The organism is Mycoplana sp. ABR4_002 (genome assembly GCF_056159645.1).
The window spans coordinates 1,702,095-1,716,738 of the sequence record NZ_JBSWVO010000001.1; the positions used below are offsets into that span (position 1 = coordinate 1,702,095).

Genomic DNA, 14,644 nt, shown 5'->3' on the forward strand with positions numbered 1-14,644 from the left:
TCCCTGCATTGCGGATGCAACGCGCATATATGGAATCATCGACACCTCTGGTGGCCTGGGCAGGCAATCGGCAGCCGTTTTTCCATGACGTGGGACGAGACGCAATCCGAAAACGGACAACCGAGGCGGTCAGCACGCGGTCAAGGCGCCGCTCCTGCCCAGCGTCAGCGCCTCGGGGCCGGCAGCAGCTTCCTGATGTGCTTTACTAGCAAGGCGCGAGAACTGGCTGAGTTTAATCGCAAAAGATGTCCTGCCGGGAAAACAGGATGGAGCGGCATCGGGCGCGCAACGGCACGATTGCGGCGGGCGTCCATGCAACCTCCGCCGACGTATTTAAGGCTTGCGCATTCCTTGCGAAAGCCTTAAACGGCTGCCAAACCGGGAGGGCCGGTTAAGCCCAATTCGTTCACAGGAAGAATAACATGGCAAAAGGTAAGTTTGAGCGCAACAAGCCTCACGTAAACATCGGCACGATCGGCCACGTTGACCATGGCAAGACGTCGCTGACGGCTGCGATCACGAAGTACTTCGGCGAGTTCAAGGCGTATGACCAGATCGACGCCGCCCCGGAAGAGAAGGCGCGCGGCATCACCATCTCGACGGCGCACGTCGAGTACGAGACGCCGAACCGTCACTATGCGCACGTCGACTGCCCCGGCCACGCCGACTACGTCAAGAACATGATCACCGGCGCTGCGCAGATGGACGGCGCGATCCTGGTTTGCTCGGCCGCCGACGGCCCGATGCCGCAGACCCGCGAGCACATCCTGCTCGCCCGTCAGGTTGGCGTTCCGGCGATTGTTGTGTTCCTGAACAAGGTCGACCAGGTTGACGACGCCGAGCTGCTCGAGCTGGTCGAGCTGGAAGTGCGCGAACTGCTGTCGTCCTACGAGTTCCCGGGCGACGACATTCCGATCATCAAGGGCTCGGCGCTGGCCGCTCTCGAAGACTCCGACAAGAAGATCGGCGAAGACGCGATCCGCGAGCTGATGGCCGCCGTCGACGACTACATCCCGACGCCGGAGCGCCCGATCGACCAGCCGTTCCTGATGCCGGTCGAGGACGTGTTCTCGATCTCGGGCCGCGGCACGGTTGCCACGGGCCGCGTCGAGCGCGGGATCGTCAAGGTTGGCGAGGAACTGGAAATCGTCGGCATCCGTCCGACCACGAAGACGACCTGCACGGGCGTCGAGATGTTCCGCAAGCTGCTCGACCAGGGCCAGGCCGGCGACAACATCGGCGCGCTGCTGCGCGGCGTCAACCGCGACGGCATCGAGCGCGGTCAGGTCCTGTGCAAGCCGGGTTCGGTCAAGCCGCACAAGAAGTTCAAGGCCGAGGCCTACATCCTGACGAAGGAAGAGGGCGGCCGTCACACGCCGTTCTTCACCAACTACCGTCCGCAGTTCTATTTCCGCACCACCGACGTGACGGGCATCGTCACGCTGCCGGAAGGCACGGAAATGGTGATGCCGGGCGACAACGTCACCGTTGACGTCGAGCTGATCGTTCCGATCGCGATGGAAGAGAAGCTGCGCTTCGCCATCCGCGAAGGCGGCCGCACCGTCGGCGCCGGCATCGTCGCATCGATCGTCGAGTAAGCGTCGGTTCAACCGGCAACGGAAGGCCCCGCGGCACCGCCGCGGGGCCTTTTTTCTTGGCGCGTCACAGGCAGCGCGCGTGATGCCGACGGCCGCTTGCCTGCGTCGCTCTGGCGGGCAGGGGGTGGGCTTGCCCCATCCCATTGCCCGGGCGGCCGCACCGTCGTCCCAATCGTTTCAGGACAGGAACGGGGCGGAGCAGCGCCTGGGGCGCGACGGCACGGCCAATGCCTTTGGCAAGCGCGGCGCCTCATGGAGCGGTCGGGCGTGGCCTCCGCGACCGTTCGGATCGGAGCGGTGCCTGCCGTCGGATGGGTGGCCGTCAACGGGTAGAGCGCGGCGCGCAAGCCTATGATTCCACCGGATTGTGGGGCGTCGGTGGCGGGATCGCGCAGCTTCGGGCTTGGGCAGCCTGCCGCACCAGCATCCGCGCTGGAAAAGTCGAAAATCGCACTTGCCAATCCGTTCGTCGCGTCTTAAAGGGTGCGCCATGCCTATGGCGGTTCGTCGCGATCAAGGGTCGCCCGGCCGGCGGCATAGGCGCAAAGGGGTATAGCTCAGTTGGTAGAGCGGCGGTCTCCAAAACCGCAGGTCGGGGGTTCGAGCCCCTCTGCCCCTGCCATTCGTCCGTCTGCGCGGTGAACTGCGGCGGCGGCGGATCGGCGGCGGACGGTTTGCGTCCAATTTCGTGAAAAGCGCGTTTGCCTCTTGTGAAAAGAAGAATCGCGCTTTATGTAGGGCAAAACAGACACGCGGTGCGTGGGGCTGATTATTCGGCTTTACGCGCCGTAATGGCGTGGGCATTCAATGGCATTCAAGACGAATCCGATAACGTTTCTGCAGCAGGTCCGCTCCGAAGCGTCGAAGGTGACTTGGCCGACGCGGCGCGAGACGATGATCTCCACCGTAATGGTACTCGTCATGGTTTTTTTCGCTGCGGTCTTCTTTTTCGCGGCGGACCAGCTCATGGGTTGGCTCATCGGCCTGATCCTGAACGTCGGCGCGTAATCGGGTGGAGATGAGCATGGCTTCGCGTTGGTACATCGTTCACGCCTATTCGAATTTCGAGAAGAAGGTGGCCGAATCGATCGAGGAGAAGGCCCGCCAGAAGGGGCTCGAGCATCTTTTCGAGAAGATTCTGGTGCCGACCGAGAAGGTCGTGGAAGTGCGTCGCGGCCGCAAGGTCGATGCCGAGCGCAAGTTCTTCCCGGGCTACGTCCTTGTTCGCGCCAACCTGACCGATGAGGCGTATCACCTCATCAAGAACACGCCGAAGGTCACGGGCTTCCTCGGTTCCGACAACAAGCCGGTGCCGATTCCGGACTACGAGGCGGAGCGGATTCTGGGGCAGGTCCAGGAAGGGGTCGATCGGCCAAAGCCGTCGATTTCGTTCGAGATCGGCGAGCAGGTGCGTGTGTCCGACGGTCCGTTCGCCTCGTTCAATGGCGTCGTGCAGGATGTCGACGAGGAGCGTTCGCGCCTGAAGGTGGAGGTTTCGATCTTCGGTCGCGCCACCCCTGTGGAGCTGGAATACGGCCAGGTCGAGAAAATCTGATCATCGCCGCCGCGGGAGCCTGGCTCGATCGCGGCGCCCTCAATCCCGGCGCCTTACGGCGTCGGCGCGGGAGTTTCCCGCAACCCGCGTGGAAGGGTGGGCGTCTTAGCCGGGCGTCATGTCCCGCACCACGCAACCGCAGCCGTCGCGCCACCTTCGGGGGTGCGGCACCGATGGCCGGGCGACCGGTCGCACAAGAGTAAAGGCAGAGAGAAATGGCTAAGAAAGTTGCAGGCCAGCTCAAGCTGCAGGTCTCGGCAGGTTCGGCAAATCCGTCCCCGCCGATCGGCCCTGCGCTTGGTCAGCGTGGCATTAACATCATGGAATTCTGCAAGGCGTTCAACGCCGCCACGCAGGAAATGGAAAAGGGTATGCCGATCCCGGTCGTCATCACCTACTACCAGGACAAGTCCTTCACCTTCGTCATGAAGCAGCCGCCGGTCAGCTACTTCCTCAAGAAGGAAGCAGGCCTGAAGTCGGGCTCCAAGACCCCGGGCAAGGCAAAGGCAGGCACCATCACCGAGGCCCAGGTCCGCAAGATCGCCGAGGCCAAGATGAAGGACCTGAATGCTGCCGACGTAGAAGGCGCAATGGCAATGGTCGCGGGCTCGGCTCGCTCCATGGGCCTGGAAGTGGTGGGCTGAGACCATGGCGAAGATTGCAAAGCGTATCCAGAAAATTCGTGAAGGCGTCGATCCGACCAAGGTCTACGGCCTGACGGACGCCGTCTCGCTGGTCAAGGAACGGGCCGTTGCCAAGTTCGACGAGACCGTTGAAGTGGCGATGAACCTCGGTGTCGACCCGCGTCACGCCGACCAGATGGTCCGTGGCGTCGTCAACCTGCCGAACGGCACCGGCCGTTCGGTCCGCGTTGCCGTATTCGCCCGTGGCGCCAAGGCTGACGAAGCCAAGGCTGCCGGTGCCGATATCGTCGGCGCCGAAGACCTGCTGGAAATCGTCCAGGGCGGCAAGATCGACTTCGATCGCTGCATCGCCACCCCGGACATGATGCCGCTCGTCGGCCGCCTCGGTAAGGTGCTCGGCCCGCGCGGCATGATGCCGAACCCGAAGGTCGGCACGGTCACGATGGACGTCACCGGTGCCGTCAAGGCATCCAAGGGCGGCGCCGTCGAGTTCCGCGTCGAGAAGGCCGGCATCGTTCACGCCGGCATCGGCAAGGCTTCGTTCGACGCCAAGGCGCTCGAAGAGAACATCAAGGCCTTCGCCGACGCCGTCATCAAGGCCAAGCCGGCCGGTGCGAAGGGCAACTACGTCAAGCGCGTGGCGATCTCCTCGACCATGGGCCCGGGCGTCAAGGTCGACCCGTCGACGCTGACCGCGGCCTGATTTTTTCGCGCCCGGCTCCGGCCTGGCGCAGAGCAAGAATTCCCGGTCATGTCTGGCCGGGAATTTCCGGGGAAACCCGGAACTCCTGTCCGAGATTGCAGGTGGTTGGACCTTAATCACTTTGCCTGCATGAGACGGGTAAGACCTGGATTTCGACCCCGTAGTGATACGCGGAACAAGTTCGGTTCGAACCTACCTTGCCTTGTGCCCCGGCCGCATGGCCGAGCGCGAGGGGACAGGATCCTCGAGCGTCGCTCGGGATCTTCGCGAGTTGATCCCTGGCGGCAAAAGGCAAACCCGATGGGGTCTGCGGATGTCCGTAGCCCCGTCAACTGGAGATAGGCAGTGGAAAGAGCGGAAAAACGCGAATTCGTCACGGAGCTGAACGAAGTCTTCAAGGCTTCCGGTTCGGTTGTCGTGGCCCGCTATGCCGGTATCACCGTTGCGCAGATGAACGATCTTCGTACGAAGATGCGCGCTGCCGGCGGAACCGTCAAAGTCGCGAAGAACCGCCTGGCCAAGATCGCCCTTCAGGGAACGGAGTCGGAAGGGATGACAGATCTCTTCCAGGGTCAGACGCTCATTGCATACGCCAATGACCCGATGACGGCTCCGAAGGTTGCCATGGACTTCGCCAAGACCAACGACAAGCTCGTTGTCCTCGGCGGTGCCATGGGCTCGACCACGCTCGACGCCGATGCAGTCAAGTCGCTTGCGACCCTGCCGTCGTTGGACGAGCTGCGCGGAAAGCTGCTGGGCCTGCTGAATGCCCCGGCCACCCGCGTCGCCACGGTCGTTGCAGCACCGGCAAGCCAGCTTGCCCGCGTGTTCGCAGCCTACGCCAAGAAGGACGAAGCCGCTTGAGGCGGTTTTTCGCTGTAAATCAATCAACCCAGTTCGAACCGAACAAAAGGAACTATCAAAATGGCTGATCTCGCAAAGATCGTTGAAGACCTCTCCTCGCTGACCGTCCTGGAAGCCGCTGAGCTTTCGAAGCTTCTCGAAGAGAAGTGGGGCGTTTCGGCTGCTGCTCCGGTAGCTGTTGCTGCCGCTGCCGGCGGTGCAGGCGCAGCTGCCGCCGCTGAAGAAGAAAAGACCGAGTTCGACGTCATCCTCGCGGATGCCGGCGCGAACAAGATCAACGTCATCAAGGAAGTCCGCGCCATCACCGGCCTCGGCCTCAAGGAAGCCAAGGACCTCGTCGAAGGCGCTCCGAAGCCGATCAAGGAAGGCGTTTCCAAGGCTGAAGCCGCTGACCTCAAGAAGAAGCTTGAGGAAGCCGGCGCCAAGGTCGACGTCAAGTAATATCGAGACCGCGATGGGGGAGGGCCGCAAGGCCCTCTCCCGTCGAGGCTGCTGCCGAACCGATTACCCAAAAGCCCGTCAAAACGGCTTTTGGGTAATGGGTTCTTCAAGAGGATGGTCCTGCACCTGACCGAAAGGCAATCCGGCCGGCGCGTTGGGAAGACAGGACGAGATTGAAATACCCATGATCGACGGGATCGACTGGCCAGCGAACCCCGTCCGTTGCAGGCCCGGATGCACAGATTTGAAGGAGCGACGATGGCTCAGACCCTTTCGTTTAACGGTCGCAGGCGCGTACGCAAGTTTTTTGGAAAAATTCCCGAAGTCGCAGAGATGCCGAACCTCATCGAGGTCCAGAAGGCGTCCTATGATCAGTTTCTGATGGTCGAAGAGCCCGCCGGCGGTCGTCCGGACGAGGGCCTTCAGGCCGTCTTCAAGTCGGTTTTCCCGATCACCGATTTCTCCGGCGCTTCGATGCTGGAGTTCGTCTCCTACGAATTCGAGCCGCCGAAGTTCGACGTCGAGGAATGCCGCCAGCGCGACCTGACCTACGCGGCGCCGCTGAAGGTGACGCTCCGCCTCATCGTGTTCGATATTGACGAGGACACCGGCGCCAAGTCGATCAAGGACATCAAGGAACAGAACGTCTACATGGGCGACATGCCGCTCATGACTGACAACGGCACCTTCATCGTCAACGGCACCGAACGCGTCATCGTCTCGCAGATGCACCGCTCCCCGGGGGTGTTCTTCGACCATGACAAGGGCAAGAGCCATTCTTCCGGCAAGCTGCTGTTCGCCGCCCGCGTGATCCCCTATCGCGGCTCCTGGCTCGACATCGAGTTCGACGCCAAGGACATCGTGCATGCCCGCATCGACCGCCGCCGCAAGATCCCGGCGACGTCGCTCCTGATGGCGCTCGGCATGGACGGCGAGGAGATCCTGTCGACCTTCTACACCCAGTCGGTCTACCAGCGCGACGGCGAAGGCTGGCGCGTGCCGTTCCACCCGGAATCGCTGAAGGGCCTGAAGGCCGTTGCCGACATGGTCGACGCCGACAGCGGCGAGGTCGTGGTCGAGGCCGGCAAGAAGCTGACCCCGCGCCTGCTCAAGCAGCTCGTCGAGAAGGGGCTGAAGGCGCTGAAGGCGACCGACGAGGACCTCTACGGCAACTACCTTGCCGAAGACGTCGTCAACTACAGCACCGGCGAGATCTACCTCGAGGCCGGCGACGAGATCGACGAGAAGACCCTGCCGATCATCCTGTCCGCGGGCTTCACCGAGATCCCGGTGCTCGACATCGACCATATCAATGTCGGTGCCTACATCCGCAACACCCTGGCCGTCGACAAGAACGAGAACCGCCAGGACGCGCTGTTCGACATCTACCGCGTCATGCGTCCGGGCGAGCCGCCGACGATGGAGTCGGCCGAGGCGATGTTCCAGTCGCTGTTCTTCGACCCCGAGCGCTACGATCTGTCGGCCGTGGGCCGCGTGAAGATGAACATGCGCCTCGACCTCGACGTTGCCGACACCGTGCGCGTGCTGCGCAAGGAGGACATCCTCGCGGTGGTCAAGATGCTGGTCGAGCTGCGTGACGGCAAGGGCGAGATCGACGACATCGACAACCTCGGCAACCGCCGCGTCCGCTCGGTCGGCGAGCTGATGGAGAACCAGTATCGCCTGGGTCTGTTGCGCATGGAGCGCGCCATCAAGGAGCGCATGTCCTCGATCGAGATCGACACGGTCATGCCGCAGGACCTGATCAACGCCAAGCCGGCGGCTGCCGCCGTGCGCGAGTTCTTCGGTTCCTCGCAGCTGTCGCAGTTCATGGACCAGGTCAACCCGCTGTCGGAAATCACCCACAAGCGCCGTCTGTCGGCGCTTGGCCCGGGTGGTCTGACGCGCGAGCGCGCCGGCTTCGAAGTCCGCGACGTTCACCCGACCCACTACGGCCGCATCTGCCCGATCGAAACGCCGGAAGGCCCGAACATCGGTCTGATCAACTCGCTTGCGACCTTTGCCCGCGTCAACAAGTACGGCTTCATCGAGAGCCCGTACCGCAAGATCGTCGACGGCAAGGTCACGACCGACGTCGTCTACCTGTCGGCGATGGAAGAGGCCAAGTACCACGTCGCGCAGGCCAACTCGGTTCTGAATGCCGACAACGAGTTCGAAGAAGAGTTCGTCGTCTGCCGCCATGCCGGCGAAGTCATGCTCGCCCCGCGCGACCAGATCAACCTGATGGACGTTTCGCCGAAGCAGCTCGTTTCGGTCGCGGCCGCGCTGATCCCGTTCCTCGAGAACGACGACGCCAACCGCGCGCTCATGGGTTCGAACATGCAGCGTCAGGCCGTGCCCCTGCTGCGGGCTGAGGCGCCGTTCGTCGGCACCGGCATGGAACCGGTCGTCGCCCGCGACTCCGGTGCGGCCATCGCGGCCCGCCGCGGCGGTGTCGTCGACCAGGTCGACGCGACCCGTATCGTCATTCGCGCCACCGAGGACCTCGACCCGTCGAAGTCCGGCGTCGATATCTACCGGCTGCAGAAGTTCCAGCGTTCCAACCAGAACACCTGCGTCAACCAGCGTCCGCTGGTGACCGTGGGCGACGTCCTCAACAAGGGCGACATCATCGCCGACGGCCCGTCGACGGACCTCGGCGACCTGGCGCTGGGCCGCAACGCGCTCGTCGCGTTCATGCCCTGGAACGGCTACAACTACGAAGACTCGATCCTGCTGTCCGAGCGGATCGTTCGCGACGACGTGTTCACTTCCATCCACATCGAGGAATTCGAGGTGATGGCGCGTGACACCAAGCTCGGTCCGGAGGAAATCACGCGCGACATTCCGAACGTCTCGGAAGAAGCGCTGAAGAACCTCGACGAGGCCGGCATCGTCTACATCGGCGCCGAGGTCCAGCCGGGCGACATTCTCGTCGGCAAGATCACGCCGAAGGGCGAGAGCCCGATGACGCCGGAAGAGAAGCTGCTGCGCGCCATCTTCGGCGAGAAGGCGTCCGACGTGCGTGACACCTCGATGCGCATGCCGCCGGGCACCTTCGGCACCGTCGTCGAAGTGCGCGTCTTCAACCGCCACGGCGTGGAGAAGGACGAGCGCGCGATGGCGATCGAGCGCGAGGAGATCGAGCGTCTGGCCAAGGACCGTGACGACGAGCAGGCGATCCTCGACCGCAACGTCTATGGCCGTCTGATCGACATGCTGCGGGGCCATGCCGCCGTTGCAGGTCCGAAGGGCTTCAAGAAGGGCACCGAACTCTCCAACGCCGTCATCTCCGAATATCCGCGTTCGCAGTGGTGGATGTTCGCCGTCGAGGACGAGAAGGCGCAGGGCGAGATCGAGGCGCTGCGCGGCCAGTACGACGAGTCCAAGTCGCGGCTCGAGCAGCGCTTCATGGACAAGGTCGAGAAGGTCCAGCGCGGCGACGAGATGCCTCCGGGCGTCATGAAGATGGTCAAGGTCTTCGTCGCCGTGAAGCGCAAGATCCAGCCGGGCGACAAGATGGCCGGCCGTCACGGCAACAAGGGCGTCGTGTCGCGCATCGTTCCGGTCGAGGACATGCCGTTCCTCGAGGACGGCACGCATGTCGACATCGTGCTGAACCCGCTTGGCGTGCCCTCGCGCATGAACGTCGGGCAGATCCTCGAGACGCATCTCGGCTGGGCTTGCGCCGGCATGGGCAAGCAGATCGGCGAGATGCTGGACGCCTACAAGGCGGGTGGCGAGATCAAGCCGCTGCGCGAGACGATCGACAGCGTCATCGGAGCAGGTCCGAAGGGCGAGCCGATCAAGCAGTATGACGACGAATCCATCGTCCGGCTGGCGGAACAGACCCGCCGGGGCGTGTCGATCGCGACGCCGGTCTTCGACGGCGCCGTCGAAAAGGACGTCAACGACATGCTGGAGAAGGCGGGGCTGAAGGTCAGCGGCCAGTCGACGCTCTATGACGGGCGTACCGGCGAGCAGTTCGACCGCCAGGTGACCGTCGGCTACATCTACATGCTGAAGCTGAACCACCTCGTCGACGACAAGATCCACGCCCGCTCGATCGGCCCGTACTCGCTTGTGACCCAGCAGCCGCTGGGCGGCAAGGCGCAGTTCGGCGGTCAGCGCTTCGGCGAAATGGAGGTCTGGGCCCTGGAAGCCTACGGCGCCGCCTACACCCTGCAGGAAATGCTGACGGTGAAGTCGGACGACGTCGCCGGCCGTACGAAGGTGTACGAGGCCATCGTCCGCGGCGACGACACCTTCGAGGCCGGCATTCCCGAGAGCTTCAACGTTCTCGTCAAGGAAATGCGGTCGCTGGGTCTGTCGGTCGAGCTGGAGAACTCGAAGGTCGAGCCGACCGGCGAGGCCCAGCTGCCGCACGCCGCCGAGTAAGCATCAGGGTGCGCGCTGCCGTGCGGCGCGCACCGCTCCCGCTTCGCCGCACGGCAGCGGGGGCTTCGCCGCTTCTTGGAGAGGCGGCACTTTCCGTTTGAAGCGGACATTGCGGCAGCCGGGTATCGCCGCATTCGCACGCTAAGCTGAGGGCCTCGGGCCCGCAAAGGAGACAGGCATGAACCAAGAGGTCATGAATCTTTTCAATCCGCAGGTGCCTGCGCAGAACTTCGATTCCATCAGGATTTCGATTGCGTCCCCGGAGAAGATTCTTTCCTGGTCTTATGGCGAGATCAAGAAGCCGGAGACGATCAACTACCGTACGTTCAAGCCCGAGCGTGACGGTCTGTTCTGCGCGCGCATCTTCGGACCGATCAAGGACTACGAGTGCTTGTGCGGCAAGTACAAGCGCATGAAGTACAAGGGCATCATCTGCGAAAAGTGCGGCGTCGAAGTCACGCTGTCGCGCGTTCGCCGCGAGCGCATGGGCCACATCGAGCTCGCCGCCCCGGTTGCCCACATCTGGTTCCTGAAGTCGCTGCCGAGCCGCATCGCGACGCTGCTCGACATGACGCTGAAGGATGTCGAGCGCGTTCTCTATTTCGAGAACTACATCGTCACCGAGCCGGGCCTGACGGCGCTGAAGGAGAACCAGCTTCTCTCCGAAGAAGAGTACATGATCGCGGTCGATGAATATGGCGAAGACCAGTTCACCGCCATGATCGGCGCCGAAGCGATCTACGAAATGCTTGCCTCGATGAACCTCGAGAAGATCGCTGGCGACCTGCGTTCCGAGCTTGCCGACACCACGTCGGATCTCAAGCAGAAGAAGCTGATGAAGCGCCTGAAGATCGTCGAGAACTTCATGGAATCCGGGAACCGTCCGGAGTGGATGATCATGAAGGTCGTCCCGGTCATCCCGCCGGACCTGCGCCCGCTGGTTCCGCTTGACGGCGGCCGCTTCGCGACCTCCGACCTGAACGATCTTTATCGCCGCGTCATCAACCGCAATAACCGCCTGAAGCGGCTGATCGAGCTGCGCGCGCCGGGCATCATCATCCGCAACGAGAAGCGCATGCTTCAGGAGTCGGTTGACGCCCTGTTCGACAACGGCCGCCGTGGTCGCGTCATCACCGGCGCCAACAAGCGGCCGCTGAAGTCGCTGTCCGACATGCTGAAGGGCAAGCAGGGCCGGTTCCGCCAGAACCTGCTCGGCAAGCGCGTCGACTACTCCGGCCGTTCGGTCATCGTGACCGGCCCGGAGCTGAAGCTGCACCAGTGCGGCCTGCCGAAGAAGATGGCGCTCGAGCTGTTCAAGCCGTTCATCTATGCGCGCCTCGACGCCAAGGGTTATTCCTCGACCGTCAAGCAGGCAAAGAAACTGGTCGAAAAGGAAAAGCCGGAAGTCTGGGATATCCTCGACGAGGTCATCCGCGAGCATCCGGTGCTCCTGAACCGCGCTCCGACGCTGCACCGCCTGGGCATCCAGGCCTTCGAGCCGATCCTGGTCGAAGGCAAGGCGATCCAGTTGCACCCGCTCGTGTGCACCGCCTTCAACGCCGACTTCGACGGCGACCAGATGGCCGTCCACGTGCCGTTGTCGCTGGAAGCCCAGCTCGAAGCCCGCGTGCTAATGATGTCGACGAACAACATCCTGCACCCCGCGAACGGCGCGCCGATCATCGTGCCCTCGCAGGACATGGTTCTCGGCCTCTACTACCTGTCGATCATGAACCAGAACGAGCCGGGCGAAGGCATGGCCTTCTCCGATCTCGGCGAACTGCAGCACGCTCTTGAAACCAAGTCCGTGACGCTGCACGCCAAGATCAAGGGCCGCTACAAGACCGTCGACGCCGAGGGCAACCCGGTTTCGAAGATCTACGAGACGACCCCGGGCCGGCTGCTGATTGGCGAGCTTCTGCCGAAGAACGCGAACGTGCCGTTCGACATTTGCAACCAGGAGATGACCAAGAAGAACATCTCCAAGATGATCGACACCGTCTACCGCCACTGCGGCCAGAAGGACACGGTCATCTTCTGCGACCGCATCATGCAGCTGGGCTTCGCCCATGCCTGCCGTGCCGGCATTTCGTTCGGCAAGGACGACATGGTGATCCCGGACACGAAGGCGAAGATCGTCGGCGACACCGAGGCGCTCGTGAAGGAATACGAGCAGCAGTACAATGACGGCCTGATCACCCAGGGCGAAAAGTACAACAAGGTCGTCGATGCCTGGGGCAAGGCCACCGAGAAGGTCGCCGAAGAAATGATGGCCCGCATCAAGGCCGTCGAGTTCGACGACGCGACCGGTCGCCAGAAGCCGATGAACTCGATCTACATGATGAGCCACTCGGGCGCGCGCGGTTCGCCGAACCAGATGCGCCAGCTGGGCGGCATGCGCGGCCTCATGGCCAAGCCGTCGGGCGAGATCATCGAAACGCCGATCATCTCGAACTTCAAGGAAGGCCTGACCGTGAACGAGTACTTCAACTCGACGCACGGCGCCCGCAAGGGACTGGCGGACACCGCCTTGAAGACCGCGAACTCGGGCTACCTGACGCGTCGTCTCGTCGACGTCGCGCAGGACTGCATCGTCACGCACGTCGATTGCGGCACCGACAAGGGCCTGACCATGACGGCGATCGTCGATGCCGGCCAGGTCGTCGCCTCGCTCGGCCAGCGCATCCTTGGCCGCACCGCCCTTGATGACATCGATCATCCGGTCACCGGCGCTCGCATCGTTGATGCCGGCAAGATGATCCTCGAGGCCGACGTCGTCGAGATCGAGAAGGCCGGCATCCAGTCGATCCGGATCCGTTCGGCGCTAACCTGCGAGATCCAGACCGGCGTCTGCGGCGTTTGCTACGGCCGCGACCTGGCGCGCGGTACCCCGGTCAACATGGGCGAGGCCGTTGGCGTCATCGCCGCCCAGTCGATCGGCGAGCCGGGCACCCAGCTCACCATGCGCACGTTCCACCTTGGTGGCACGGCGACCGTGGTCGACCAGTCGTTCCTCGAGGCATCCTACGAAGGCACGGTGCAGATCAAGAACCGCAACATGCTGCGCAACTCCGAAGGCAACCTGATTGCCATGGGCCGCAACATGGCGATCACGATCCTGGACGAGCGCGGGGTCGAACGGTCCTCGCAGCGTGTTGCCTATGGTTCGAAGATCTATGTCGATGACGGCGACAAGGTGAAGCGCGGCCAGCGTCTGGCCGAGTGGGACCCCTACACCCGTCCGATGATGACGGAAGTGGAGGGCACCGTTCACTTCGAGGACGTGGTCGACGGCATCTCCGTCCTGGAAGCGACCGACGAGTCCACCGGCATCACCAAGCGTCAGGTCATCGACTGGCGTTCGACGCCGCGCGGCACCGACCTGAAGCCCGCCATCGTCATCAAGGACAAGAACGGCGCGGTTGCCAAGCTTGCCCGCGGCGGCGAAGCCCGCTTCCTGCTGTCGGTCGATGCGATCCTTTCGGTCGAGCCGGGGCAGAAGGTCTCCCAGGGTGACGTGCTCGCGCGTTCGCCGCTGGAAAGCGCCAAGACCAAGGACATCACCGGTGGTCTGCCGCGCGTTGCCGAACTGTTCGAGGCCCGTCGTCCGAAGGACCACGCCATCATCGCCGAGATCGATGGTACCGTCCGCTTCGGTCGCGACTACAAGAACAAGCGTCGCATCACCATCGAGCCGGCCGAGGACGGCGTCGAGCCTGTCGAGTACCTGATCCCGAAGGGCAAGCCGTTCCATCTCCAGGACGGCGACTACATCGAGAAGGGCGACTACATCCTCGACGGCAACCCGGCGCCGCACGACATCCTGGCGATCAAGGGCGTGGAGGCTCTGGCTTCCTACCTCGTCAACGAGATCCAGGAGGTCTATCGACTGCAGGGCGTTGTGATCAACGACAAGCACATCGAGGTGATCGTCCGCCAGATGCTGCAGAAGGTCGAGATCACCGATGCCGGCGACTCAAGCTACATCGTCGGTGACAATGTCGACCGGATCGAGCTGGAAGACGTCAACGACCGCTTGATCGAGGACGGCAAGAAGCCGGCCTATGGCGAACCGGTGCTGCTCGGCATCACCAAGGCGTCGCTGCAGACCCCGTCCTTCATCTCTGCCGCCTCCTTCCAGGAGACGACGAAGGTGCTGACGGAGGCTGCGATCGCCGGCAAGACCGACGGCCTGCAGGGCCTGAAGGAGAACGTCATCGTCGGCCGTCTGATCCCGGCCGGTACCGGCGGAACCATGACCCAGATCCGCCGCATCGCCACCTCGCGCGACGAGATGATTCTCGACGAGCGGCGCAAGTCGACGGGCGCCGGCACGGCCACGCCGATGCTTGCGGACATGGTCGAGGGCGAGAACGTCCCGGCCGGCGAGTGAGCCGTTCTGCCGATTGAACGCGAAGGCCGCCCGGAGCAATCCGGGCGG

At 63.2% G+C, this 14,644-nt stretch carries 9 protein-coding genes and 1 tRNA gene; all 10 read left to right on the plus strand.

Features of this window, described 5'->3' with window-relative positions:
- Positions 1–422 precede the first annotated feature (422 nt).
- The 10 genes from tuf (at position 423) to rpoC (ending at position 14,596) form a co-directional block, all read left to right on the plus strand.
- Positions 423–1,598, plus strand: coding sequence for an elongation factor Tu (tuf, locus tag ACXAGF_RS08245; RefSeq protein ID WP_475016008.1), 1,176 nt, complete (start codon positions 423–425; stop codon positions 1,596–1,598).
- Between the two features lie 546 nt (positions 1,599–2,144).
- Positions 2,145–2,220: transfer RNA gene (locus ACXAGF_RS08250), tRNA-Trp, on the plus strand.
- Positions 2,221–2,405: 185 nt separating this feature from the next.
- The gene (secE, locus tag ACXAGF_RS08255) at positions 2,406–2,606 is read left to right on the plus strand and encodes a preprotein translocase subunit SecE (protein ID WP_475016010.1); all 201 of its coding nucleotides are present in this window, start codon (positions 2,406–2,408) and stop codon (positions 2,604–2,606) included.
- Positions 2,607–2,622: 16 nt separating this feature from the next.
- Positions 2,623–3,153 carry a transcription termination/antitermination protein NusG gene (gene nusG / locus ACXAGF_RS08260; RefSeq protein WP_475016012.1) on the plus strand — a complete coding sequence of 177 codons (531 nt, stop codon included), beginning with the start codon at positions 2,623–2,625 and terminating at the stop codon, positions 3,151–3,153.
- Between the two features lie 215 nt (positions 3,154–3,368).
- The gene (gene rplK, locus ACXAGF_RS08265; RefSeq protein ID WP_475016014.1) at positions 3,369–3,797 is read left to right on the plus strand and encodes a 50S ribosomal protein L11; all 429 of its coding nucleotides are present in this window, start codon (positions 3,369–3,371) and stop codon (positions 3,795–3,797) included.
- A 4-nt stretch (positions 3,798–3,801) separates the two neighbouring features.
- Positions 3,802–4,500, plus strand: a complete 699-nt coding sequence (gene rplA, locus ACXAGF_RS08270; RefSeq protein WP_475016016.1) for a 50S ribosomal protein L1 — start codon at positions 3,802–3,804, stop codon at positions 4,498–4,500.
- A 345-nt stretch (positions 4,501–4,845) separates the two neighbouring features.
- The gene (gene rplJ, locus ACXAGF_RS08275; protein WP_475016018.1) at positions 4,846–5,364 is read left to right on the plus strand and encodes a 50S ribosomal protein L10; all 519 of its coding nucleotides are present in this window, start codon (positions 4,846–4,848) and stop codon (positions 5,362–5,364) included.
- 60 nt (positions 5,365–5,424) lie between these two features.
- Complete coding sequence (rplL, locus tag ACXAGF_RS08280) at positions 5,425–5,805, plus strand: 50S ribosomal protein L7/L12 (protein WP_475016020.1); 381 nt, start codon at positions 5,425–5,427, stop codon at positions 5,803–5,805.
- A gap of 258 nt (positions 5,806–6,063) precedes the next feature.
- Complete coding sequence (gene rpoB / locus ACXAGF_RS08285; RefSeq protein ID WP_475016022.1) at positions 6,064–10,203, plus strand: DNA-directed RNA polymerase subunit beta; 4,140 nt, start codon at positions 6,064–6,066, stop codon at positions 10,201–10,203.
- Between the two features lie 178 nt (positions 10,204–10,381).
- Positions 10,382–14,596: a DNA-directed RNA polymerase subunit beta' gene (gene rpoC, locus ACXAGF_RS08290; RefSeq protein WP_475016024.1), complete on the plus strand. Its 4,215-nt coding sequence runs from the start codon at positions 10,382–10,384 to the stop codon at positions 14,594–14,596.
- Positions 14,597–14,644 lie beyond the last annotated feature (48 nt).

What these genes read in the sequence shown, in the direction of transcription:
- secE (WP_475016010.1), top strand. Translation starts at nt 2,406, where the DNA reads ATGGCATTCAAGACGAATCCGATAACGTTTCTGCAGCAGGTCCGCTCC.
- rplA (WP_475016016.1), top strand. Translation starts at nt 3,802, where the DNA reads ATGGCGAAGATTGCAAAGCGTATCCAGAAAATTCGTGAAGGCGTCGAT.
- rpoC (WP_475016024.1), top strand. Translation starts at nt 10,382, where the DNA reads ATGAACCAAGAGGTCATGAATCTTTTCAATCCGCAGGTGCCTGCGCAG.
- rplL (WP_475016020.1), top strand. Translation starts at nt 5,425, where the DNA reads ATGGCTGATCTCGCAAAGATCGTTGAAGACCTCTCCTCGCTGACCGTC.
- rpoB (WP_475016022.1), top strand. Translation starts at nt 6,064, where the DNA reads ATGGCTCAGACCCTTTCGTTTAACGGTCGCAGGCGCGTACGCAAGTTT.
- nusG (WP_475016012.1), top strand. Translation starts at nt 2,623, where the DNA reads ATGGCTTCGCGTTGGTACATCGTTCACGCCTATTCGAATTTCGAGAAG.
- tuf (WP_475016008.1), top strand. Translation starts at nt 423, where the DNA reads ATGGCAAAAGGTAAGTTTGAGCGCAACAAGCCTCACGTAAACATCGGC.
- rplK (WP_475016014.1), top strand. Translation starts at nt 3,369, where the DNA reads ATGGCTAAGAAAGTTGCAGGCCAGCTCAAGCTGCAGGTCTCGGCAGGT.